Source organism: Bradyrhizobium liaoningense (genome assembly GCF_018130785.1).
GTDB lineage: Bacteria > Pseudomonadota > Alphaproteobacteria > Rhizobiales > Xanthobacteraceae > Bradyrhizobium > Bradyrhizobium liaoningense_A.
The window spans coordinates 345,755-368,369 of the sequence record NZ_JAFCJT010000004.1 but is presented as its reverse complement, the minus strand read 5'-3'; the positions used below and the strand labels follow the sequence as shown (position 1 = coordinate 368,369).

At 65.6% G+C, this 22,615-nt stretch carries 19 protein-coding genes; 14 read left to right on the top strand and 5 right to left on the bottom strand.

What is annotated here, in order from left to right:
- Nucleotides 1–2: 2 nt before the first annotated feature.
- The 7 genes from JQ627_RS14120 (at nt 3) to JQ627_RS14090 (ending at nt 9,363) form a co-directional block, all read left to right on the top strand.
- The gene (locus tag JQ627_RS14120; protein WP_212484784.1) at nt 3–1,031 is read left to right on the top strand and encodes an extracellular solute-binding protein; all 1,029 of its coding nucleotides are present in this window, start codon (nt 3–5) and stop codon (nt 1,029–1,031) included.
- The gene (locus tag JQ627_RS14115; protein WP_212484783.1) at nt 1,024–2,205 is read left to right on the top strand and encodes a PepSY domain-containing protein; all 1,182 of its coding nucleotides are present in this window, start codon (nt 1,024–1,026) and stop codon (nt 2,203–2,205) included. Before JQ627_RS14120 ends, JQ627_RS14115 begins: the two co-directional genes overlap by 8 nt.
- Nucleotides 2,206–2,279: 74 nt before the next feature.
- Nucleotides 2,280–3,512: a rhodanese-like domain-containing protein gene (locus JQ627_RS14110; RefSeq protein ID WP_212484782.1), complete on the top strand. Its 1,233-nt coding sequence runs from the start codon at nt 2,280–2,282 to the stop codon at nt 3,510–3,512.
- A 258-nt stretch (nt 3,513–3,770) separates the two neighbouring features.
- A complete protein-coding gene (gene serA, locus JQ627_RS14105) occupies nt 3,771–5,015 on the top strand; it encodes a phosphoglycerate dehydrogenase (protein WP_212484781.1) in 1,245 nt (414 codons plus the stop codon).
- A gap of 110 nt (nt 5,016–5,125) precedes the next feature.
- Nucleotides 5,126–6,145 (top strand): patatin-like phospholipase family protein, encoded by a 1,020-nt coding sequence (locus tag JQ627_RS14100; protein ID WP_212484780.1) that lies wholly within the window; start codon nt 5,126–5,128, stop codon nt 6,143–6,145.
- Nucleotides 6,146–6,148: 3 nt separating this feature from the next.
- On the top strand, nt 6,149–7,603 hold the full coding sequence (locus JQ627_RS14095) for a GntP family permease (RefSeq protein WP_212484779.1): 1,455 nt from the start codon (nt 6,149–6,151) through the stop codon (nt 7,601–7,603).
- 98 nt (nt 7,604–7,701) lie between these two features.
- On the top strand, nt 7,702–9,363 hold the full coding sequence (locus JQ627_RS14090) for a tannase/feruloyl esterase family alpha/beta hydrolase (RefSeq protein ID WP_212484778.1): 1,662 nt from the start codon (nt 7,702–7,704) through the stop codon (nt 9,361–9,363).
- Nucleotides 9,364–9,412: 49 nt separating this feature from the next.
- Here JQ627_RS14090 and JQ627_RS14085 read toward each other — a convergent pair whose 3' ends face one another.
- Both JQ627_RS14085 and JQ627_RS14080 read right to left on the bottom strand, forming a co-directional pair.
- Nucleotides 9,413–11,038, bottom strand: a complete 1,626-nt coding sequence (locus tag JQ627_RS14085; RefSeq protein ID WP_212484777.1) for an MDR family MFS transporter — start codon at nt 11,036–11,038, stop codon at nt 9,413–9,415.
- On the bottom strand, nt 10,980–12,242 hold the full coding sequence (locus tag JQ627_RS14080; protein WP_212484776.1) for an HlyD family secretion protein: 1,263 nt from the start codon (nt 12,240–12,242) through the stop codon (nt 10,980–10,982). The genes JQ627_RS14085 and JQ627_RS14080 overlap by 59 nt, the downstream gene beginning before the upstream one ends.
- A gap of 91 nt (nt 12,243–12,333) precedes the next feature.
- Here JQ627_RS14080 and JQ627_RS14075 point away from each other — a divergent pair, with 91 nt between their 5' ends.
- From JQ627_RS14075 to JQ627_RS14045, 7 genes are all read left to right on the top strand, one after another.
- On the top strand, nt 12,334–12,993 hold the full coding sequence (locus tag JQ627_RS14075; RefSeq protein ID WP_212484775.1) for a TetR/AcrR family transcriptional regulator: 660 nt from the start codon (nt 12,334–12,336) through the stop codon (nt 12,991–12,993).
- A 47-nt stretch (nt 12,994–13,040) separates the two neighbouring features.
- Nucleotides 13,041–13,490 carry a MarR family winged helix-turn-helix transcriptional regulator gene (locus JQ627_RS14070; RefSeq protein ID WP_212484774.1) on the top strand — a complete coding sequence of 150 codons (450 nt, stop codon included), beginning with the start codon at nt 13,041–13,043 and terminating at the stop codon, nt 13,488–13,490.
- A gap of 11 nt (nt 13,491–13,501) precedes the next feature.
- Nucleotides 13,502–14,272, top strand: coding sequence for an enoyl-CoA hydratase (locus tag JQ627_RS14065; protein WP_212484773.1), 771 nt, complete (start codon nt 13,502–13,504; stop codon nt 14,270–14,272).
- Nucleotides 14,273–14,389: 117 nt separating this feature from the next.
- Entirely contained in the window at nt 14,390–16,471 is a 2,082-nt protein-coding gene (locus JQ627_RS14060) for a methyl-accepting chemotaxis protein (protein WP_212484772.1), read from the top strand.
- Nucleotides 16,472–16,600: 129 nt separating this feature from the next.
- Nucleotides 16,601–17,542 carry a dihydrodipicolinate synthase family protein gene (locus tag JQ627_RS14055; RefSeq protein ID WP_212484771.1) on the top strand — a complete coding sequence of 314 codons (942 nt, stop codon included), beginning with the start codon at nt 16,601–16,603 and terminating at the stop codon, nt 17,540–17,542.
- A 281-nt stretch (nt 17,543–17,823) separates the two neighbouring features.
- Nucleotides 17,824–19,224 carry a selenium-binding family protein gene (locus tag JQ627_RS14050; RefSeq protein WP_212484770.1) on the top strand — a complete coding sequence of 467 codons (1,401 nt, stop codon included), beginning with the start codon at nt 17,824–17,826 and terminating at the stop codon, nt 19,222–19,224.
- 83 nt (nt 19,225–19,307) lie between these two features.
- Complete coding sequence (locus JQ627_RS14045; RefSeq protein WP_249143089.1) at nt 19,308–19,901, top strand: hypothetical protein; 594 nt, start codon at nt 19,308–19,310, stop codon at nt 19,899–19,901.
- 3 nt (nt 19,902–19,904) lie between these two features.
- On the opposite strand, the gene JQ627_RS14040 is transcribed toward JQ627_RS14045, so the two are convergent.
- Genes JQ627_RS14040 through JQ627_RS14030 form a run of 3 tightly spaced genes read right to left on the bottom strand, consistent with a single transcriptional unit; the run spans nt 19,905 to nt 22,483 of the window.
- Entirely contained in the window at nt 19,905–20,603 is a 699-nt protein-coding gene (locus JQ627_RS14040) for a DUF1045 domain-containing protein (RefSeq protein WP_212484768.1), read from the bottom strand.
- A gap of 18 nt (nt 20,604–20,621) precedes the next feature.
- Entirely contained in the window at nt 20,622–21,815 is a 1,194-nt protein-coding gene (locus JQ627_RS14035; protein WP_212484767.1) for an alpha-D-ribose 1-methylphosphonate 5-triphosphate diphosphatase, read from the bottom strand.
- Nucleotides 21,812–22,483, bottom strand: a complete 672-nt coding sequence (locus JQ627_RS14030; RefSeq protein ID WP_212484766.1) for a chloramphenicol acetyltransferase — start codon at nt 22,481–22,483, stop codon at nt 21,812–21,814. Before JQ627_RS14030 ends, JQ627_RS14035 begins: the two co-directional genes overlap by 4 nt.
- Between the last annotated feature and the right edge of the window lie 132 nt (nt 22,484–22,615).

Genomic DNA, 22,615 nt, shown 5'->3' with positions numbered 1-22,615 from the left:
GAATGGCTGTGCGGCACAAAGCCATCGCGGTCCTGATCGCGCTGGCGGCCGCCTGCCTTGCCACCACAGGTGCGAGTCGCGCCGAGGAGATCACGCTCTATTCGACCAGGGAAGCGGCCCTGGTCGCGCCTGTCGTTGCGGCTTTCACGGAAGCCAGCGGCGTCAAGGTGGATGTCGTCTTTATCGAGGACAGTCTCGTCAAACGCCTCGTGTCAGAGGGCGAGGCGTCGCCTGCGGACTTGCTGCTGACGATCGGTCTGGACAAGACGACCCAGCTCTCCACCCGCGGTCTGACGCAGGCCTTCACGTCGTCGCGTCTCGAACAGGCTGTTCCGGCAAATCTTCGCGGCGGCGATGCGCAATGGATCGCGCTTGCCGTCCGCCCTCGCGTCGTGCTCGCGCGGATGGACAGCGCGCTGGCGGCCATCGATTACGAAGACCTCGCCGCTCCCAGATGGCGCGGCAAGCTCTGCATACGTTCGCCGCTGCATCAGAACAATGTCGCGCTGGTTGCGGCCTATCTCACCCATCACGGCGAAGCCGCGACGGAAGCCTGGCTTGTCGGCCTGAAGGCCAATCTCGCCCACAAGCCTGATGGCAAGGACAACGACGTAATCCGCGAGATCGCGCAAGGCATTTGCGAGATCGGTATCGGCAACACCGTGGCATTGGCGCAATTGCGCGACGGACGGGAAGGCGCCGAATGGCGCGCCTGGGCGATGGAGGTCAAGGCGGTGCCATCGACATTCAGGGGCGGCGGCACGCATGTGAACCTCACCGGCGCGGCGATGGCGAAACAGGCGCCGCATCCGGCGTTGGCGCGACAATTCCTCGAATTCCTTGTCACGCCGGCAGCGCAGCGGATCTTCGCCGCTGCCGAGTTGGAATACCCCGTGCTTGCAGCAGCGGAGCGTGCATCCATCGTTGCCGAAATGGGCACGTTCATCGCCGATGCGACGTCGATCGATCAGATCGCCGCACATCAGCAGGCCGCGATCTCGCTTATCAAGAAGGTTGGCTTCGATGAGTAGGGTGGGGCATCACATCAAGGCCGCCCTGCACCTGATTCACTCGATCGCGGGCCTCGTGCTTGCGCTGCTGCTGGCCTTGATCGCGCTGACCGGCGCGATCATGAGCTTTGAGGACGAGATCGGCGACTATCTGAATAGCGGTATCATGCAGGTGGCGCCGCGCCAGGCGCCGGCGTTGATGCCGGACGCACTGGTGGCCCGGCTGAAGGCAGGGCAGGACCTCGGCAAGGTCTCGGCCGTCACGCTGTCGAGCGATCCGGCCGCGGCGGTGCGTGTCCGCTTCGCGCGCGACGAGCAGGGTGCGCGGCCGACATCGCTCTATGTCGATCCCTACGACGCGCGCGTGCTGGGTGCGCCGCGTGGCGAGGAGTTCTTCGCGACCGTGCGCAGGCTGCATCGATGGCTGTTGATCCCTGGCGATGCCAAGGGCTGGGGGCGCCAGATCACCGGTGTCGCCGCGCTCGGCCTGATCGTCATGCTTATCTCGGGCCTCGTGCTGCGCTGGCCCCGCCGCGCCGCCAGCGTGAAGATGTGGCTGAAGCCAAATCTCGGTCTCAGCGGCCGCGGCCTGCACCGCTCGCTGCATGCGGTGATCGGCACTTGGGTGCTGCCGGTCTATCTGGTGATGACGCTGACCGGGCTCTGGTACTCGTTCGACTGGTACAAGGACGGCGCCGTCTGGCTGCTGTCGCGTCCGCACGTCGCCGCCGCGAAGATACAGCCGAAGCAGCCGCGTGCGGTTGGGCGTCCCGAGCCGGTTCAGCCGGTGGGATTTGATCTTGCGTGGTCGACGCTCCAGCGCGAGGAAGGCGATCGTTTCTCCAAAGCGCTGCTGACGCTGCCAGCTGGTCCGGGCACGGTCATCCGGATCCGGTCGTGGCCGAAGGATTCGACGCTCGATACCACGCGCGACGAATTCCGCGTGGATGCGGTCACGGGGCAGGTGATCTCGGCGGAGCGCTATGCCGACAAGACGCTCGGCGAAAAGATCATCGCGAATGTGCTCGATATCCATCGCGGCGCGTTCCTGGGTTGGCCCGGCAAGCTCGCCTTCATGATTGCAGCAGCGTTGATGCCTCTGTTCTCGGTCACCGGCATTTTGCTCTATCTGTCGCGCCGCAGGCTGCGGCGTCCCGCGCAGCCGCCGCTCGGGCGGCTGGTTCCGGGCGAATGACCGGACGCGAAGGCTAGCCAAGCGCGCGGCAATCGTTCAAAAGCCCATGGCTTTTCCTCGCCAGGGTTCGTGCCATGAAGCTTCCCACCGTCACCCCCGCCGACATCCGCCGCGCGCTGCTCCTGCGCGAGGAGATCGCGCTGCTCGATCTCAGGCACGAGGCCGGCTTCGCCACCGGTCATCCGCTGTTCGCCGCCAACATGGCCGCGGAACGGATCGCGATCGAGGCTGAGGTGAGGCTGCCGCGCAAGGACGTGGCGATCGTGCTTTATGACGACGGTGAAGAGCTGGTCGCGACCGGCGCCGAACGGCTTGCCGCACTCGGCTACACCGATATCAGCGCGCTCGATGGCGGGCTGAAGGCCTGGCGCACGGCAGGCTATCAGGTGTTCGAGGACGTCAATTCCTACTCCAAAGCCTTCGGCGAACTGGTCGAGGTGAGGCGGCATACGCCGTCGTTCAGTGCCGACGAGGTGGCAAAGCTGATCGCGGACAAGGCCAACATCGCGATCCTCGACGTCCGCCGCTTCGACGAATATGCGACCATGAACATTCCGGGCTCGGTCAGCGTGCCCGGCGCGGAGCTGGTGCTGCGGGCAGGGCAGGCCGCCCCCGACCCTGAGACCACCATCATCGTCAATTGCGCCGGCCGTACGCGCTCGATCATCGGTACCCAGTCGCTGATCAATGCCGGCGTGCCCAACAAGGTGCGGGCGCTGCGCAACGGCACCATCGGCTGGACGCTGGCGCGGCACACGCTCGATCACGGCGCTGACAGGCGTGGCGCGATCGGTCCGTTCGAGGGTGGCCCGGCCAATGCCCGCGACGTTGCCTATCGCGCCGGTGTTCGACATATCGGCACAAGCGAGATGTCTGCGCTTCTCGCGCAGACCGATCGCACGCTCTATCGCTTCGACGTGCGCGATGCCGAGGAATATGCCGGCGGTCATCTCCCGGCTTTCCGTCATTATCCGGGCGGCCAGCTCGTTCAGGAAACCGACATGGCCGCGCCCGTGCGTGGCGCGCGCATCCTCCTGACCGACGACAAGGGCGTTCGTGCCGACATGACGGCATCCTGGCTCGCGCAGATGGGCTGGGAGGTCTATGTGCTGGAAGGCGGCTATGATGGCGCGCTCGAAACCGGCCCGGCGCGCGTCTTGCCGAACCTCGATCCCGCGCACCGGTATCGCCGTCCTTATGAAGGAACCGATGTCGCCGAGCGTGCGATGCAGGCCTATCTCGATTGGGAATACGGTCTCGTCGAGCAACTGCGGCTCGACGGCACGCATGGGTTTTATGTGATTTGAATCCATCACCCTGAGGCGGCCGCGTAGCGGCCCTCGAAGGGCGACGGCCCGGCTGTATGCGGGCTGCTCATCCTTCGAGGCTCCCCACGCGACGCGCTGCGCCGGGTGGCTCGCCCTCAGGATGACGGAGCTAGAGGTGGTGGGATGCCAAGCACGCTTCCCCCGCCTCGCCATCTTCTTCCCATATCCAAACCCTATTGTGCTGCGTCTCCTCCGCGGTCTATGAGCTGCGGCAAAGCTGTGACCTACGGAGATTCCATGCCAGCCCCAGGCCAAAGTCCCGAGCGGAACGCGAAGGCACTGCTGCTCGAAGGCGTCAATGACAGCGCTGTCGACCTGTTCCGGAGCGCGGGCTTCACCAAGGTCGAGCGGTTGACCAAGGCGCTGGACGGCGAAGACCTGCGGCGCGCGCTGAAGGGCGTGTCGCTGCTCGGCATCCGCTCGCGCACCCAGATCACCGACGAGGTGCTCGCGGCCGCGGACGGCCTTCTCGCGGTCGGCTGCTTCAGCGTCGGCACCAATCAGGTCGATCTCCTAGCAGCGCGGAAGCGTGGCATTCCCGTGTTCAACGCGCCGTTCTCCAACACGCGCAGCGTCGCGGAACTCGTGATCGGCGAGATCGTGATGCTGCTGCGTCAGATCTTTCCGCGCTCGGTGTCCGCCCATGAAGGCGGCTGGGACAAGTCCGCTGCCGGCAGCCGAGAGGTGCGTGGCCGCACCCTCGGCATCGTCGGCTATGGCAATATCGGCTCGCAGCTTTCGACCCTTGCTGAAGCCATGGGCATGCGCGTGATCTATTACGATCGCACCGACAAGCTCCGACACGGCAATACCGAGCCGGTCGAGAAGCTCGAAGAGCTGCTGGCGCAGAGCGACGTCGTCAGCCTGCACGTGCCGGAGACGCCGGAGACATCAGGCATGATCGGCGAGAAGGAGCTGCGGGCGATGAAGCCGGGCTCATTCTTCATCAACAACAGCCGCGGTACCGTGGTCGATCTCGATGCGCTCGCAGGCGCCTTGCGCGACGGTCACATCGCGGGCGCTGCGATCGACGTCTTCCCGGTTGAGCCGTCCTCGAACGCGGAACGATTCAAGAGCCCGGTGCAGGGCCTCAACAACGTGATCCTCACCCCGCATGTTGGCGGCTCGACCGAGGAGGCGCAAGAGCGCATCGGTGGGGAAGTCGCGCGCAAGCTCGTCGACTATTTCATCACGGGGTCGACGATGGGCGCGGTGAACTTCCCGGAGGTGCAACTGCACCTGCGTCCCGCCGGCGCGCGCTTCAGCCATGTGCATCGGAACGTGCCGGGCATGCTGCGCCGGCTCAACGAGGTGTTCCTCCAGCGCGACATCAACATCGCCGCGCAATATCTGGAGACCGCCGGCGACCTCGGCTACGTTGTGCTCGATGCCGATCTCGGCGGTGAGGATTCGGCCGCGCTGCTTGCGCAGATCCGGGCGCTCGAGGGCACGGTTGGCGCACGGCTGGTATTCGAGCACTAGACCACCCCACGTTCCGGTTGCAATTCGCAGCTACGGCTCTCTACACTGCTGTCATCTTCGGCGTGCTAAAAAGCATGTCGCATTTGAGCTTAGTTGCGTGAGTGTCCGCCATGGAACGGGACGCCGTACTGATTGATCTCGCGCTTCAGGGCGGCGGTTCGCACGGCGCCTTCTCCTGGGGTGTGCTCGACCGCCTCCTGGAAGAGAAATGGCTCACGATCGCCGCGATCTCCGGGACCTCCGCAGGCGCGATGAACGCGGCCGTGCTGGCGGACGGCTGGACGGCCGGCGGCGCCGAAGGCGCGCGCGAGGCGCTCGAACAATATTGGCGCCGCGTCTCGAAGGCTGCGGCCTTCAGTCCGCTGCAACGCTCTCCGCTCGACCGCCTGATGGGGCGCTGGACGCTGGATACGTCGCCCTTCTATATCCTCACCGACCTGATGTCGCGCGTGCTGTCGCCCTACGATCTCAACCCGACGGGCTACAATCCGCTGCGCGCGGTGCTGGCTGAGAGCATCGATTTCGAACGCATCGCGCGCTCGCCGATCCAGCTGTTCATCACCGCGACGCGGGTGCGCACCGGGCGCGGCCGCATCTTCCGCAACGCGGAGATCACGGCGGATGTGCTGCTGGCGTCGGCCTGCCTGCCGACCATGTTCCGCGCGATCGAGATCGACGGCGAACCCTATTGGGACGGTGGCTTTGCCGGCAATCCGACGATCACGCCGCTGGTTCGCGAGAGCGATGCGCACGACACCATCCTCGTCCAGATCAATCCGACCGAGCGGCCGGAGGAACCACGGACGGCTGCCGAAATCCTCAACCGGCTGAACGAAATCTCCTTCAACTCGCCGCTGATGAAAGAGCTGCGCATGATCGCGCTGCTGCGCCAGGCGGCCGATCCCGGCAGCGGTGAGGGCGCGCGCTGGGCGAAGATGCGGACGCACCGCATCAAGAGCGACATGCTGGCGAAGTTCGGCGCCTCGTCGAAACTCAACGCGGAGTGGGAGTTCGTCTCGATGCTGCGCGCCGAGGGGCGCTCGGCCGCGGACGCGTTTCTCGCCGAACACGGTGCCGACATCGGTCGGCGATCGACCGCCGATCTCGACGTCCTCCTGTCGGAGTGCTGAGACATGGGTCTTCTCGGCCTCCTCGTCGGGCTCGGCCTGCTCGTCCTGTTCGCCTTTCGCGGCTGGAGCGTGCTCCTGCTGGCGCCGTTCGCCGCGCTCGTTGCCGCGTTGTTCGGCGGCGAGCCGTTGCTTGCGAACCTCACCCAGGTGTTCATGGTGAATGCGGCGGGATTTCTGGCGCAGTTCTTTCCGATCTTCCTGCTTGGCGCGGTCTTCGGCAAGCTGATGGACGATAGCGGCGCGGTCACGTCGGTTGCCGCCTTCATGGCGGAGCGCCTTGGCGAGCGTCGCGTGATCCTGGCGGTGGTGCTCGCCGGCGCCGCGGTGACCTATGGCGGCGTCAGCCTGTTCGTTGCGTTCTTCGTCATCGTTCCCATGGCCCGTTCGCTGTTTCGCGCGGCTGCGATCCCGCGTCGCCTGATCCCGGCTGCGATCGTGCTGGGAACGTCGACCTTCACCATGTCGGCGTTGCCGGGCACGCCATCGATCCAGAATGCGATCCCGATGCCGTTCTTCGGCACGACGCCGTTTGCCGCGCCGGGTCTCGGCATCATCGCCTCCCTCATCATGCTCGTGACAGGATTGTGGTGGCTGCACCGTGCCGAAGCTGCGGCGCGCCGCGCCGGAGAAGGCTATGGCGACGATATCGAGGGCGCGATCGAGCACGCGGCCGCGGACGAGCTTGTGCGCGAGCGTGCAACGACCGCGCGCGAGTTTGATCCGGCGGAACTACAGCACGGTCATCGCAGCGACCGGCCGTCGCCTGTGTTGAGCGCAATCGCGCCGCTGGTCGTCGTCGTCACCGTGAATCTGGTGATGTCGCTCGTGGTGCTGCCGCGGCTCGATGTCGGCTATCTCGCCGAGCAGCGCTTCGGTGACACGACGCTCGCGGCCGTCGCGGGCGTGTGGTCGGTCGCGGTCGCGCTGACTGCGGCCATCGTCACGACCATCGCGCTGAACCGGGCGCGCCTGCCGGCGCTTCGCCGTACCATGGACGCCGGGGCCAATGCTTCGGTTCTGCCTGCATTCAGCGTCGCCAGCCTCGTCGGGTTCGGCGCGGTCGTGGCCTCGCTGCCGGCGTTCGCGATCGTGCGCGACTGGGTGCTGGCGATCGAAGGCGGACCACTGGTCTCGCTTGCAGTCGCGACCAACATCCTGGCCGCGCTGACCGGGTCGGCGTCAGGCGGCCTGACCATCGCCCTCGATGCCCTCGGCCAGACCTATGTCGAGCTCGCCGCGCGCACCGGCATCGACCTTGCGTTGATGCATCGCGTGGCGGTGATCGGTTCGGGAACGCTGGACATCCTGCCGCACAATGGTGCGGTGGTAAGCCTGCTCGCGATCTGCGGTCTGACGCATCGCGACAGCTATTTCGACATCGTCATGGTGGGCATCGCGACCTCGCTCCTGGCGCTGGTGGCCGTGATCGCTCTGGGCAGCGCGCTTGGGTCGTTCTGAGCCGAATTCCGGCGCAAGCGATTGACGGAACGGCGAAGGTTGCATTCAATGCGGCCAACGGACCAATCCAACAAAACAGCGAACGCCGGGTGGAAACGATGACGCGAAAGAGAGCGAAGCTCTGTGCATGGCTCGCGGGTGCGATGGCAGCCGTGAGCGCTGGCGACGGGTTCGCTGCGACGCTGGCAGAGGATGCGGACACCGTCTGCAAAGGTCTCGTCGGCGGCACCGACGCCGTGAAGATCGATTCCGCGACGTTGCTCGCACCGTCACCTCTCGCCGTTGCCGAGCGCGGGCCGACGCCGTCGGGGCGCGTCACGCCCGCCAATCCCGCTTTCTGCAAGGTGCTCGGCCATATAGACCCTGTCGACCCCAAGGCGCCGCCGATCAAATTCCAGGTCAACCTTCCGGTCGAATGGAACGGGCGCTCGGTGCAATATGGTGGCGGCGGCTTTAACGGCGTGCTGATCACTGGCCTTTCGCTGCCGCCGGCCTATCCCTTCGACAAGCCATCGCCGCTCGCGCGCGGCTTCGTCACCTACGGCACCGATTCCGGCCATGAGTCCAAGCCAGGCGAGCCGCCGCAGCTCTTCGCGCTGAATGACGAAGCCTTCGAGAACTTCGCCCATCGCGCCTACAAGAAGGTCCGCGACGCCGCCGTTGCGCTGATGGAGGGCGCCTACGGCAAGAAGCCGGAAAAGATGTACTTCATGGGCTCGTCCGAAGGCGGCCGCGAAGGTCTCACCATGGCGCAGCGCTACCCCGACGATTTCGACGGCATTTTCGCGCGCGTGCCCGTGATCAACTGGGTCGGTTTGCAGCATGCCGGCACGCGCTCGGGGCTCGCGACCATGGGCGAGGGCTGGATCAATCCGGCGCAGGTCAAGCTCGTCGGCGACGCCGTGCGGGCGGCTTGCGATAAGGCTGACGGCTCCGACGACGCGCTGGTGCAGGATCCCGTGGCCTGCAAGGCGACGTTCAAGGTCGAGACGCTGCGCTGCGCGGCCGGCAAGACGGGCGATCAGTGTCTCACCGACGCGCAGATCAAGGCCGTGAATACGCTGCACGCCACCTACAAATTCCCGTTCGTGCTCGCCAACGGGCTCGACGATTATCCGGGCTGGGGCGTGTCGGGTGAGGACACGCCGGCGATCGGGCCGACCGGTGGGTGGTCCGCGTGGTGGCTCGGCACCGCGCCGCCGGCGCAGCCGCCCGCGCCCAACAACGGCATCGCCTGGATCTATGGCGCTGGTGGCATTCAATATGTGTTCGCGCGCGATCCCAAGCTCGACGTCACCACCTACAAGGTGGAGGAGCACAAGGCGCGGCTGCTCGAAGTCTCGAAGCTGATGGATTCGACCGATCCCGATCTCGGCCGTTTTCGCGGACGTGGCGGCCGGCTGATCATGCTCGAGCACATGGCCGATTATGCGCAGAGCCCCTATGCCGGCATCCGCTATTTCGAAAGCGTCGAGCGCAAGCTCGGCAAGGCCGAGACGGCGGAGTTCGCGCGGCTCTACACCGCGCCGGGTGTCGATCATGTCGGCTCCGGCGCGCCGGCCAATGTCGACATGCTCAGTGCGCTGGTCGATTGGGTTGAGAAAGGCAAAGCGCCGGGCGACCTCGAAGTGACCGAGCAGAAGGTCGAAGCGCCCGGGTTCCCCGTCGTCCGCGCGCTGCCACTGTGCCGCTGGCCGGCCTGGCCGCACTACAAGAGCGGCCCGATCACGGAGGCGGCGAGCTTCACCTGCGCGCCGTGAGGCGGCTCTTCACCTCTCCCCGCAAGGACGGGGAGAGGGAGTAGACCTCCTAGTGCGCACCACCTCCGCCACCCGCCGCCTTCACCCTTCGCGTCAGCAGCACCGCGATCGCGGCGAGCACCAGCACCACGCCGATCACCGCAAAGGTGTCGGAATAGCCCATCACCAGCGCCTGGCGCTTCACCGTCTTGCCGAGCGCGATGATGGCCTGCTCGCGCGCGGCGTTGGGGTCGGGAACGCCGTGCGCGATGAAGTAGTTCGTCATCTGCGCGATGCGGGCGCGGACCTCCTCGCGACCGAGCGTGACGGAATGGCCGATGATGTTGGAGTGGAACTGCTCGCGCTTGGTGACGATGGTGGCAAGCACGGCGGTGCCGATGGCACCGCCGAGATTGCGCATCATGTTGGAGATGCCGGACGCCGCAGGCGCATCCTGCGGTGCGACGCTGCCGAGGCTGAGTGCTGACAGCGGCGCCAGCGTCAAGGCCTGGCCTACCGCGCGCACGACGTTGGGAATGAAGAACTGGTCGCCGGAATAGTCGAGCGACATCTCGATATTCAGGAAGGAGCTCGCGGCGAACAGCAGCAGGCCGACGGTTGCGATATAGCGGGCGTCGAAGCGCTGCATCAGCTTCGGCACCAGCGGAATCAAAAGGAGTTGCGGCAGGCCGGTCCAGGCCAGCACGTTGCCGATCTGCTCGGCATTGTAGCCCTGCACCTGGCCGAGATAGGCCGGCAGCAGATAGACCGAGCCGAACAGCGCGAAGCCGAGGAAAACCGCGGCAATCGTGCCGACGCCGAAATTCCACTGCATCAAGAGGCGCAGGCGGAGCAGCGGCTTCTCGACCACGAGTTCGTTGTAGATGAACAGCGACAGGCTAACGGCGGCGATGATCGCGAGCCGCACGATGAAGGGCGAGCCGAACCAGTCGTCCTTGTTGCCCTCCTCAAGCACGGCCTGGAGCGAGGCAAGGCCGACCGCCATGGTCGCGATGCCGAACCAGTCGCCCTCGCGCAACAGCCCGAGATTCATCGGCTGCCGCTCCAGGGTGAAGAACAGGATCGTCACCATGACGGCGGTTGGCAGCACGTTGACGAAGAAGATGGTCTGCCAGCCGTAATTCTCGGTCAGATAGCCGCCGATGGTCGGGCCGATCGCGGGCGCGAAGGTCACGGCGAGCGAGAACATGGCAAGGCCGATTGGCTGCTGGCCCTTCGGCAGCTTGGTGAAGACCAGCGTGAAGGCCATCGGGATCAGCACGCCGCCGAAGAAGCCCTGGAAGCCGCGCATCGCGATCATCGAGGGCAGATCGTGGGTGAAGGCACAGGCGACCGAGAACGCGGCGAACAGCGTCGCGAAGCTCAGCATGATCCTGCGGAACGAGAACACCCGCGACAAATAGTCGGTCAGCGGAATCACGATGATCTCGCCGATCAGATAGGACGTCGAGATCCAGGAGCCGTTGTCGGCGCCGGTACCGATGCCGCCCTCGATGTTGAGCAGCGAGGCGTTGGTGATCTGGATGTTCAGGATCGCCATGAAGGCGCCGATCATCGCCGCGAAGACGGCGATCCAGACCGTGGCGCTTGCGCGGTTCGGATCGGCGGCGACGCGGTCAGGCGTCGCGGTCGGAATTGCGGGTGCTGGCGTCGAGATTGAGAGGCTGTTTGACATGGCACGACCCTCCGGAAACAAGCTTCGCTTTGGACTTCGTTGAGGGCGTCGTTGCCGCTTGCGCGGTCGGCGCTGAACGGGTTGCGATCGTTGGAATCACGGACATGCCGGGCCGCAGCTCGATCGCTGCGTGCGTCTCGGCATCCAGCGCGATCTTCACCGGGATGCGCTGCACGACCTTGGTGAAATTGCCGGTGGCGTTGTCCGGCGGCAGCAGTGCGAATTCCTGGCCGCTGGCGGGTGCGATCGAATCGACATGGCCGTGCACGACCTGGCCCGGGAAGGTGTCGACCTCGATCTCGACCTGTTGTCCCGCGCGCACGTGGGTGAGCTGCGTCTCCTTGAAATTGGCGACCACATAGGCGCCTTCGGCCGGCACGATCGACATCAGCTGCGTTCCAGCCTGCACATACTGGCCGACGCGGAGCGTACGGTTGCCGACGACGCCGTCGATCGGCGAGACGATGGTGGTGTAGCTGAGATTGAGCTCGGCCTGATGCTGGAGTGCGGTCGCACGGGCCGCCGCGGCGCTGGCCTGCGTGATCTCGGCCTTCAGGAGTTCGACCTGCTTGAGAGCCGAGGCGAGATTGGCGGTGTCGCGTTGGATCGCGGCATCGGCGCCGGCATCGCGCGCCTGCGCCTGCTGCGCGTTCTGCACGCTGCCGTATCCGGTCTTGGCGAGGTCGGTGTAGCGCTTGTTCTCCTGCTCCGCGAAAGTCTTTGCGGCCGTATCGACGTCGATGGTTGCTCTCGCGGCGGAGATCACGGCTTGCTGGACGTCGAGCTGCGCCTGCTTGCTCGTCACCGTCGCATTCGCGGCGGCGACGTCGGCCTTGGCCTGGTCGAGCGCGACGCGGAAGTCCCGGTCATCGATCCGGGCCAGCACCTGGCCCACCTTCACATGCTCGTTATCGCCGACCTGGACGCCGTCGAGATAGCCGCTGACCTTCGGCGCGATGGTGGTGTTGTCGGCCTTCACATAGGCGTCATCGGTGGAGACGAGGAAGCGGCCGACGGTCCAGTAATCGTACCCGTACCAGCTCGCGCCGGCCAGCGCGACGATTGCCGCACCCGTCAGCAAGAGCTTGCGGAGATTGAGCTTTTGCCGGCGGACGCTGGTCGGCGCGGCGGGCAGGACGCCCTCCAGCGCGGTCGCCGGAAGGGCGGTTTGGGTAGCAACAGATGGGGTGGTGTGGACGGTCATGGCCGGCTCCCCTGAATTAGGAAACTTGACGATTTCCAAAATGAGACTAGCTTTGGAATTGTCAATGGAATGACAGTCATCATTTAAAGACATGGCTCAGGCAAAATCTTCAAACGAGAGCCGTCCCCGCGGGCGGCCGCCGCTGCGCAGCGATGAAGAGACGAAGCGCATCGTCATCGAGGCCGCACGACATGCCTTCGCCGTCGAGGGCTATGCCGCGACCAGCACCGAGGAATTGGCGCGTGGAGCCGGCATCTCAACCAAGACTCTCTATCGGTTGTTTCCCGGCAAGGCGGCACTGTTCGAAGCGATGTGTGCGGACCGGCTCGATCGGTTGCTCTCCGATGTCAATCTTCAGGCCAACAATCAGGCCGACATCGAAACGAATTTGACTGCCGTGCTGGTCGCCTGCGCTGATCTTGCGCTCGATCCGGAGGTCGTGGCTCTGCAACGTATGGTGCTGCAGCAATCGGCCACGTTCCCCGACCTCGCTGCGAATTTCTACAGGGATGGCATTGCCCGCACTGCGGCGGCGCTTGCGGGCTGGCTCCGCGACCAGGTCAAGAAGAAGCGCATCGCGCTCGATGACGTCGATGAAGCCGCAGGCATGATGATCGGCATGATGGTGTCGGCACCGCAGCGTGCGGCGATCTACGCAAGCCTGACGTTGCCCTCGCGCAAGGAGATCGAGCGGCGAGCGCGGGCATGCGCGGCGATCCTGCTCGACGGCTGTCGCGGCCCGGCGAGTTAGCGACGGCAGGTTTTGACAACCTGCCGGAGTCAGGCTACATATTTCGCATGCGAAATAAAGCCGCCGCAGCGAGGCATCACCGGCTGATCTATCTGCTGAACGTCGCGCAACGCCGGTTGCAGCGCTGGATGGCGGCGCAGCCGCAGAACGAGGTCACGCCGGCGCAGGCGGGGCTGTTGTTCATCCTCGGCAAGCAGGACGGTATCCTGATGGGCGAAGCGGGGGCGGCGCTGGACATGGGGCCGGCCGGCATCTCCGGCTTGGTCGACCGCACGGCCGCCGCAAAACTGATCGAGCGGCGGCCTGATCGCGAGGACGGTCGGGCCTGGCGCGTATGGCTGACATCGAAGGGGCGCACCGTGCTCGCGCAGGCGAAGACTGACGCGGCGCAGATCAACGCCGCGCTGACGGACGGATTTACCAGCGCGGAGATCGACATCGTCGCGCGCTGGCTGACCAGCATTCAGGACAAGTTTCCAAGACCTTCAGACGAATAAAGGAGAGACCCATGACCGAGCATGTCCGGATCGAGAACGACAACGGAATCCTCACCCTCACCTTGGCGCGCCCCGACAAGAAGAACGCGCTGACGGATGCGATGTACGGCAAGCTCGCCGACACCATCGAATCCGCCGAGTTCGATCCGTCCACCCGCGTGATCCTGATCCGCGGCGAGGGCGACATGTTCACCGCCGGCAACGATGTCGGCGAATTCGCCGCGGTCGCAGCCGGCAAGTCCGAGGGCAGCCGCAACGTCGTGCGCTTCATCCAGTCACTGGCGCGCTGCACCCGGCCGCTGGTCGCAGCCGTGCAGGGCCGCGCCGTCGGCGTCGGCACCACGATGCTGCTGCATTGCGACCTCGTCGTGCTCGCCGACAACGCGCAATTGTCGACGCCCTTCGTCAGCCTCGCGCTGGTGCCGGAAGCCGCCTCCAGTCTCTTGATGCCGGCGCGCATCGGCTACGCCCGTGCCTACGAGATGTTCGCGCTGGGTGAGACCGTGCCGGCCAAATCCGCGCTGGAATGGGGGCTCGCCAACCGCGTGGTGGCGCTGGACAAGCTCGACGCCGAAGCGCTCGCGCTGGCGCAGCGTCTTGCTCGCCAGCCGGCCGGCGCGCTCACTGCCACCAAGAAGTTGATGCGCAACGGCGAGGCGCTGGTCGCGCAGATGAATGCGGAAGGCGAGCAGTTCGGACAGCGCCTGCGCACCGCCGAGGCCCGCGAGGCGTTCACGGCGTTTGCGGAGCGCCGCCCGCCCGATTTCACCAAGGTTGCCTGATTTCGCTAGCGCAAAGGCGCGGCAGACCGCGAGCTCCCGGCAATTTGACTAAAACCTTAACCGATCCTTGGCATGTCGCAGGGCAGGGTGGCCAGCAAGTGTAATTGCAGGCCCCCCATGTCCATGTTTAAGAAATCGGTAAGCTCGCTTCTCCTGACGCTGATGGCGCTGCTGGCCGCCGGCGCGCTGGCCTCGACGGCAATCCAGATGTTCGGTGCCTTCGGCCGCTACCGCGACAGTCTCGAGACCGCGCGGCTTGCCGCCGCTGACAAGGCGATCTTCCATGGCGTGCTCGCCCTGCGCAATAATCGCGGCGATGCCCAGAGCGCGATCCTCGGCGAGGACGATCCGCGTGCCAAGCTCGAGGCGGCGGAGAAGGCCGAGCAGGGCGGTTATGACGGGATCAGCGCCGCGCTTGCCACCATCGAATTCGCCCGTCGCGACGAACTCGCCAGCACGTTGAAGCAGCGCTGGAACGACGCCGCGCCGCAATTCCAGTTGTTCTACGACGAGGCCAAGCGCCCGCGCACCGAGCGCAAGATCGAGCGAACCAATTCCTGGTACGATGCGGTCACCAAGGTGATCGACACCGCGAACCTGGCCTCCACCGCGGTGTCGAACCGCGCCTGGATGAACGACCCCTACATCGCCCGCATGATCCAGGTCCGTCGCTTCGCCTGGCAGGTGCGCGACCGTTATGGAATCCATTGCTCGTCGCTTCGCTCGAACGTCAACACCAGCAAGCCGCTCGATGACGCCCAGAAGCGGTCCGTGGCGCAATGGGACGGCACCATCACCTCCGGCTGGGCCGGCATGACCGAGTTGCTGGCTGCCCCCGACGTGACGGCGGAATTGGTGACCGCAGCAACGGACGCGAAGGCCAAGACCGACGGCGTCCTCAAGCAGATCGGCGATCTCACCAAGAATTTCGACGGCAGCGGCAAGCCCGCGATGCCCGCCTCGGAGTGGAATACGCTCTGCCAGTCGCCGTTCGCGTCCATCGTCGCGGTCGCGAACAAGGCGCTGGACCAGTCGATCGCCCGCGCGGAGACGGTTCAGGACAAGGCGCTCACCAACCTCGTGGTGCAGTCGCTCGCGTTCCTGCTGGCGCTCGCCGTGACCATGGCCGGCGTGTACGTCGTGCGCAATCGCCTGATGCGCCCGGTCCGCGCCATTCTCGACGCCATCGCGCGGATCGGCGCGCGCGACTATGCGACACCGGTGCCGCAAGCCCGGCATCCCGACGAGTTCGGCACCATGGCTGCCGCGCTCGAAAGCCTGCGCGAGAGCGCGGCGACTGCCGAGCGTCTGGGCCAGGAGCGCGAATCGCAGCAGGCCTTGCAGCTTGCCCGTTCCGGCACCGTGGACGAGGCCTGCCGCGGCTTTGACGACACCGTGCAGGCGGTGATCCACAGCGTCGCTGCGTCGACGCGGGAGCTCGATGCGACGGCGACCGACGTGCGTACGCTGGTATCCGAGTCGACCAGCCAGACCGCGGCGGTCTCTTCCGCGGCGGAACAGGCCACCAACAATCTCGAGACCATCGCCGCCGCGACCGAGGAACTCTCCGCGTCCGTCGGCGAGATCTCCGCGCAGGTGCAGTCGAGCGCCCGCGAGGCCCGCGAGGCCGTCTCGCAGGCCGAGCGGACCAACGCGACGGTCGAAATCCTCGACCAGACCGCGAGCCGCATCGGCGAGGTCGTGAAGATGATCAACGCCATCGCCGGTCAGACCAATCTGCTGGCGTTGAACGCCACCATTGAGGCGGCGCGTGCCGGCGAGGCAGGCCGCGGCTTTGCCGTGGTCGCCGGCGAGGTCAAGAGCCTCGCGGCGCAGACCGCAACCGCAACCGAGGAAATCTCGCGCCAGGTCGAGGAGATCCAGGGCGCGACCGGCCAGGCCGTGACCGCTATCCGCTCGATCGGGGGCGCCATCAGCGGCATCGACGAGAAGATGACGGCGATTGCTGCCGCGGTCGAGCAGCAGCGCGCGGCCACCACCGAGATCTCGCGCAACTTCCAGCAGGCAGCCCAGGGGACCCGCGAGGTCACCGACACCATCGGCAGCGTCGCCAGGCTCAACCAGGAAACCGGTAACGCCGGCACGGTGCTGTCCGAATCCGTGAAGAAGATGTCGGCCGATGCCGATCGTCTCCGCGTCGCGGTCGAGGGCTTTTTGGGGGCCGTGAAGACCGCATAACTTCGATACTCATCCATCCCGGCGTCGCGCGAACGGCATTGCCGCCGCTTCGCGCGGCGAGTACATCTGTGACGCCTCGCTCCGCGAGCGCTGCGACAGACGTAAGCCACATCAGGGATGGAGAGTTCGATGCCGGTCACGCCACAACACAAGGCCCAGCGCCCCTATCGCGGCGTGTTTCCGGTCGCGCCCACCATCTTCGACGAGCGCGGTGAGCTCGACCTCGAGGGCCAGCGCCGCTGCATCGATTTCATGATCGATGCCGGCTCGAATGGCCTCTGCATCCTCGCCAATTTCTCCGAGCAGTTCGTGCTCACCGATGCCGAGCGCGAGACCGTGATGCATGCGGTGCTGGAGCATGTCGCGGGTCGGGTTCCCGTCATCGTCACCACCACCCATTTCAGCTCGGCCGTCTGCGCCGCGCGCAGCAAGCAGGCCGAGGCGGCGGGCGCTGCCATGGTGATGGTGATGCCGCCCTATCACGGCGCGACCTTCCGCGTGCCCGAGAAAGGCATCGTCGAATTCTTCAAGGTGCTCTCCGGCGCGATCACCATTCCGATCATGATCCAGGACGCACCGGTCGCGGGCACTCCGCTGTCGGTCGAGCTGCTGTCGCGGCTGGCGCGCGACTTCGCCAACATCCGCTATTTCAAGATCGAGGTGCCGGGCGCCGCTTCCAAGCTGCGCAGCCTGATCGAAGCGGGTGGCAAGGACATCGAGGGACCGTGGGACGGCGAGGAGGCGATCACGCTGCTCGCCGATCTCGACGCCGGCGCCACCGGCGCGATGACCGGCGGCGGCTATCCCGACGGCATCCGCCAGATCATCGATCCCTATTTCGCCGGCAAACGCGAGGAGGCGAAGGCCGCCTATGAGCGCTGGCTGCCGCTGATCAACTACGAGAACCGCCAATGCGGCCTTAGCGCCTGCAAGGTCATGATGCAGGCCGGCGGCGTGATCAAATCGGACGCCGTGCGGCATCCGCTGCAGCCGTTGCACCCGGCGACGCGCGCAGGTCTGCTGGAGCTGGCCAAGGAGCGGGATGCGCTGGCGTTGCGGTGGGGGAAGTAGCGCCGCACCCATTCGGTTGTCGCCAGGCCTCTCGGCAGTCCCCGCCTACGCGGGGGCGACGCCGAGTGTGAGGTGCGCACGAGCCTGATCCCGCCGGCTTCCATCCGGCTGATGGCGTCGAATTAGCGCGGCTCGGACCGTTTCCCGCGGCCCGGCGATGACATATTGTACGCTCGCCAACCAGCCCCGTGGAGCATCTCAAGACATCGCGCAACAGTTCTTCATTACGCCGCTATCCCGGACCAGGCTGGCGCGAACCGACAGAACAGGGAGGCAGTGCCATGACGATGAGGCCGGATCCCACCTTTCACGCATCGCCCAAGCTGGCGATGGAAGCACCGGCGGAGAACTTTGCCTACACGCTGCTGCTCAGTCCGGATTTCTCAAAGCCGGATGCTCTCGCGGTCATCGACGTCAAGCCGGGATCGCCGACCTACAGCCAAATCGTCCACACGGTGACGATGCCCAACAAGGGCGATGAGTTTCATCACTTCGGCTGGAATGCCTGCTCCTCGGCCTTGTCGCCGCTCGCCGGACATGCCTTCATCGAGCGGCGCTATCTCATCATCCCCGGGATACGCTCGTCGCGGATCTACATCATCGATACCAAGCCCGATCCGACCAAGGCCAAGATCCACAAGATCATCGAGCCCGAGGAAATCTTCAAAAAGACCGGCTACTCACGGCCACACACCATCCATTGCGGGCCGGACGGCGTCTATGTGAGCACGCTGGGCGGCGGCGGCAAGGACGGCACCAATGGGCCTCCAGGCGTCTTCATCATGGATTGCGAGACGTTCGAGGTCCTTGGACGGTGGGAGATCGATCGCGGTCCGCAGACGCTGCACTATGATTTCTGGTGGAACCTGCCGCGCGACTACATGGTGACGAGCGAATGGGCATTGCCGCCGCAGTTCGAGAACGGGATCGTCCCGGAAGATCTGCTGGCGAACAAATATGGCCATCGTCTCCACTTCTGGGATCTCCGCGCCCGCCGCAACGTGCAGACCATCGACCTCGGCGCCAATCATCAGATGGCGCTGGAGGTGCGGCCCGCCCATGATCCGGTTCGCGAATACGGCTTCGTAGGCGTCGTGGTCGACACCACGAATCTCGAAGCATCGATTTGGACCTGGTGGCGCGAAGGTGGAAAATTCCATGCGGAGAAGACGGCGACGATCCCACCCGAGCCCGCACCAAAGGAACAGCTCCCGCCGCTGCTGCAGGGCTTTGGCGCCGTGCCACCGCTGGTGACCGACATCGATCTGTCGATGGATGACCGGTTTCTCTATGTCTCGTGCTGGGGCACGGGTGAAATGCGCCAGTACGATGTGAGTGATCCGCGAAAGCCGAAGCTTGCGGGCTCGGTTCACATCGGCGGCATCGCGCGCCGCACGCCCCATCCGAACGGCAAGGCATTTGCGGCCGGTCCGCAGATGGTCGAGATCAGCCGCGACGGCAGGCGCGTGTACTGGACCAATTCGCTGTATTCCACCTGGGATGACCAGTTCTACCCCGACGGCGTTCCGGGTGTGGAAGTCATGGCCAATGTCGGCCGCGACGGCGGCCTCGAGCTCGCCAAGGACTATTTCGTGAGCTTCCCCGACGGATACCGCGCGCACCAGATCAGGCTGGAGGGCGGCGATTGTTCGACGGACTCCTTTTGCTACCCGTCGGTCTAGACTGGCAGCCTGGGAGTTGGACGCTGAGCTGGCTCTGGCTGGCTCTGGTTGCGAGCGGCTTCTATCACGGCGTCAATCCGGGAATGGGATGGCCGCTCGCCGTTTCGGCCGGGCTCATGGACAAGAGCCCGCGTGCGCTCTTCCGCGCGTTGTGGGCGCTGGCGACCGGACATCTCCTGGCAACGCTTCTCGTGTTGCTGCCATTCGCGTTCCTGCTCGTGCTGGCCGAGTGGCAGCGTTCGATCCAGCTCGGCGCGAGCCTTCTCGTCATCGGCTTCGGAGTCTATCGGTTGATCGCGCGGCGCCATCCGCGCGCGCTGGCACGGATTCCGCCAACGCAACTGGCGCTCTGGTCGTTTGCCGTCGCCATTGCTCACGGCGCCGCCTTGATGCTCGTGCCGATCTATCTCGGGCTCTGTCGGGCCTTCGAACTCGATGCCGGCCATGAGGCCGCGGGCGTGCTGATGAAGACAAGTCTCGGGATGGCGGTCGTGGTGTCCCTGGTACACGTGACCGCCATGGTCAGCGTCGGCGGATGTCTGGCGTGGCTGGTCTACCGCTATCTGGGATTGAGGTTCGTCTCGCGAAGCTGGTTCAATCTGGATGCAATCTGGGCGACCAGCCTCATTCTGGTTGGCGTCGTGGCGCTCGCCTTCAATCTAGCGAGCTGGCGTTGAAGCCTATCGCGTCAAAGCCCATTCATCGATGACGCGGAAGCGCGCGTTGGCGTCATCCTGCTTGAACAGCGCGATACGATCGACCGCGAGCGTATTGAGATCGAGCGCCGCAAATCTTCCCCTCAGCATCTCCAGAATCGGCCCGCGCCGCTCCGCGTCCAGCCGGCCGGTCAGCGTCATGTGGAAGCGGAATTCTTCCATCACGTAGGGGTAGCCCCAGCAATCGAGATAGTCGCGTTGCCGCTCGCTGAGCTTCTCGGGCCTCCGGCGCGCGCGGTCTTCCGCCGTCATGGGCGAGCGGAAGTCATCGAATTCGCGGACGCAATCGGCGGCAAATTGCTGGAGCGCATCCACCGGCTCGGCCGGGATCACCGCAATGAAGCCGCTGATGGAATCGACGACCGGGCGGATCGACGGCATCGGCCGCACCTTGCCGGCAAATGCCGCGCAGGCTGCGACGAGCTCGGCTTCAGCTCTGCCGGCCGCCAACGCCATCGGTGCCTTCAGCGTGGCGTGAAAGCCGTATTTGCGGGGATCGGCGCTGACGTCGCGCCAGTCCGGCGCGACATGCAGCGCTTCGTGCGGGAACGGCACCTCGTTCCCGGTGTGGGCATCATAGCCGAGCAGCCCGGCGCCGAAGCGGGAGAGGGCGCTGTCGGCGCCGGCGGCAAAATAGATCGCGTAGCGGGGAAAACCTGTCATTGCCCGAACATAACCGGTTTATGCCACGACGACAGCCTCGCGCGGCGTCGCCGCCGCAGCGAGCAGTCGCGTCGCATCGGCGAGATGCACGAGCTTTCCCCCTGATATCACCGCAATCGGCCGCGGCCGCAACGGCACGCTGTCGTCGACCAGCAGCACGTCGGCGCGGCGTCCTTCCGCGAGCACGCCGCGATCGGTGAGGCCGGTCGCGCGGGCCGGTCCTGCGGACACCAGGTTCCAGGCCTCGGTCAGCGGCAGCACGCCGTCGGCGGCGAGGCGGAACGCGGCGAGCAGCTGCGCGGGATAGTAATAGTCCGACGCCAGCACCGAGCAGAGTCCTTTCGCGATCATGTCGGACGCCCGGGTCCAGCCGGTATGGCTGCCGCCGCGCACGACGTTCGGCGCGCCGTAGACGATGGCATCGCCCGCAGCCGCAGCCGCCCGCGCGGTCTCCTCGTTGATCGGAAACTCCGCGATGTCAGCGCCCAGCGCGCGATATTCCTGCCGCATCGCCGGCGTCGCATCGTCATGCGAGAGCATCCGCACCTCGGCCGCGCGCGCAGTCGCGGCAAGCCGCGACACGGAAGCCGGCACTTCACTGGCGCGCGAAAGCACGCGCTCGACCAGCCGGTCGAATTCCTCGCCCGAGAGGCCGGTGCGCTCCACCATGCGGTTGCGCTTGCGCGGCTTCGCCATGTCCCCAACCGTGCCGTCCATGTGGTCGTTGAAGGCGAACAGGTCGACGCGGCCCTCGGCGAGCCACTGGCCGATCTCGGCCTCGGCATCGAGATTGTAGGTCTCGTGCCGCAGATGGAAGCGGGTGTCGGCGGCGAATTGCGGGCGCTGCCGCTCGATCGCCTCCATCAAGCCCCTCGCATTGTCGACGCTGCGCAGGCCCGGCTCCCATGAGCAGGTCGTGGCGTGAAAGACGGTCGTGATGCCGTTGCTGATCGCCTGGCGGTCGCTGTCGGCGAGTGCGACGTCGATCGGGAAGTCGACGCCGGCGCGTGGCATCATCTGCCGCTCGAAGGCATCGCCATGCAGATCAACGATGCCGGGCAGCACCAGCAGGTTGCACGCATCGATCGCCAGCCGCGCACGGCCGCGAGAGGCATCGACCTCTGCAATATCCGTTCCGGACACGAGCACGGAAGTTTCGACGAGCTCGGAGCCGATCAGGGCCCGGCCGCCCTCGAGGAAGATGTCTGTCACGCGACCGCGCTTCGTTTGCTGGCAGGGGATTTGGTGCGAGAGCCTGCCTGTCCTTCATATGTCGAGAGGAAATCTTCAATCCCGAGCTTGCGGAAATCGGGCAGGGCTTCACGCAATTTGTCGTGATCCCAGTCCCACCAGGCGAGCCGGGCCAACCGTCCGGCGACGTCTTCCGAGAACCGGCGACGCACGATGCGCGCCGGATTGCCGGCGACGATGGTGTAGGCCGGCACGTCCTTGGTGACGATGGCGCCGGCCGCGATCACCGCGCCGGTACCGATGTTGCGGCCCGGCAGCACGATCGCGCCATGGCCGATCCAGACGTCGTGGCCAATGTGGACGTGATGCTGACGCCGCCAGTCGAAGAACTCGGTGTCGTCGCTCTCGCCGGGGAAATAGGCGCTGGAACGATAGGTGAAATGCGCCTGCGTGGCGCGATGCATCGGATGATTGCCGGGATTGATGCGGGTCATCGCCGCGATCGAGCAGAATTTTCCGATCGTAGTGTAGGTGATCTGGGCGTCGTTCACGACATAGGAGTAATCGCCCATCGTGACTTCAGTGAGGATCGTGCGCGCGCCGACTTCGGTATAGGTGCCGAGCCTGGTCTCATGCAGCTTCGCCGAAGGGTCGATGGTCGGTTCGACCGAAAGCATCTTGCCGGCCATGTTGCATCCGAAAGCTTGAGGGCGGGCGTTCCTCTTCGAGTGGCTTGATGACAATGTCATGACGATGCAATGACAGGGGATGAGGTGTGCAGGATCGCCGCACCGCAACGCCGATGTCACACAAGTGTCAAG

What these genes read in the sequence shown, in the direction of transcription:
- JQ627_RS14120 (WP_212484784.1), top strand. Translation starts at nt 3, where the DNA reads ATGGCTGTGCGGCACAAAGCCATCGCGGTCCTGATCGCGCTGGCGGCC.
- JQ627_RS14115 (WP_212484783.1), top strand. Translation starts at nt 1,024, where the DNA reads ATGAGTAGGGTGGGGCATCACATCAAGGCCGCCCTGCACCTGATTCAC.
- JQ627_RS14110 (WP_212484782.1), top strand. Translation starts at nt 2,280, where the DNA reads ATGAAGCTTCCCACCGTCACCCCCGCCGACATCCGCCGCGCGCTGCTC.
- serA (WP_212484781.1), top strand. Translation starts at nt 3,771, where the DNA reads ATGCCAGCCCCAGGCCAAAGTCCCGAGCGGAACGCGAAGGCACTGCTG.
- JQ627_RS14100 (WP_212484780.1), top strand. Translation starts at nt 5,126, where the DNA reads ATGGAACGGGACGCCGTACTGATTGATCTCGCGCTTCAGGGCGGCGGT.
- JQ627_RS14095 (WP_212484779.1), top strand. Translation starts at nt 6,149, where the DNA reads ATGGGTCTTCTCGGCCTCCTCGTCGGGCTCGGCCTGCTCGTCCTGTTC.
- JQ627_RS14090 (WP_212484778.1), top strand. Translation starts at nt 7,702, where the DNA reads ATGACGCGAAAGAGAGCGAAGCTCTGTGCATGGCTCGCGGGTGCGATG.
- JQ627_RS14085 (WP_212484777.1), bottom strand. Translation starts at nt 11,038, where the DNA reads ATGTCAAACAGCCTCTCAATCTCGACGCCAGCACCCGCAATTCCGACC.
- JQ627_RS14080 (WP_212484776.1), bottom strand. Translation starts at nt 12,242, where the DNA reads ATGACCGTCCACACCACCCCATCTGTTGCTACCCAAACCGCCCTTCCG.
- JQ627_RS14075 (WP_212484775.1), top strand. Translation starts at nt 12,334, where the DNA reads ATGGCTCAGGCAAAATCTTCAAACGAGAGCCGTCCCCGCGGGCGGCCG.
- JQ627_RS14070 (WP_212484774.1), top strand. Translation starts at nt 13,041, where the DNA reads ATGCGAAATAAAGCCGCCGCAGCGAGGCATCACCGGCTGATCTATCTG.
- JQ627_RS14065 (WP_212484773.1), top strand. Translation starts at nt 13,502, where the DNA reads ATGACCGAGCATGTCCGGATCGAGAACGACAACGGAATCCTCACCCTC.
- JQ627_RS14060 (WP_212484772.1), top strand. Translation starts at nt 14,390, where the DNA reads ATGTCCATGTTTAAGAAATCGGTAAGCTCGCTTCTCCTGACGCTGATG.
- JQ627_RS14055 (WP_212484771.1), top strand. Translation starts at nt 16,601, where the DNA reads ATGCCGGTCACGCCACAACACAAGGCCCAGCGCCCCTATCGCGGCGTG.
- JQ627_RS14050 (WP_212484770.1), top strand. Translation starts at nt 17,824, where the DNA reads ATGACGATGAGGCCGGATCCCACCTTTCACGCATCGCCCAAGCTGGCG.
- JQ627_RS14045 (WP_249143089.1), top strand. Translation starts at nt 19,308, where the DNA reads ATGGGATGGCCGCTCGCCGTTTCGGCCGGGCTCATGGACAAGAGCCCG.
- JQ627_RS14040 (WP_212484768.1), bottom strand. Translation starts at nt 20,603, where the DNA reads ATGACAGGTTTTCCCCGCTACGCGATCTATTTTGCCGCCGGCGCCGAC.
- JQ627_RS14030 (WP_212484766.1), bottom strand. Translation starts at nt 22,483, where the DNA reads ATGGCCGGCAAGATGCTTTCGGTCGAACCGACCATCGACCCTTCGGCG.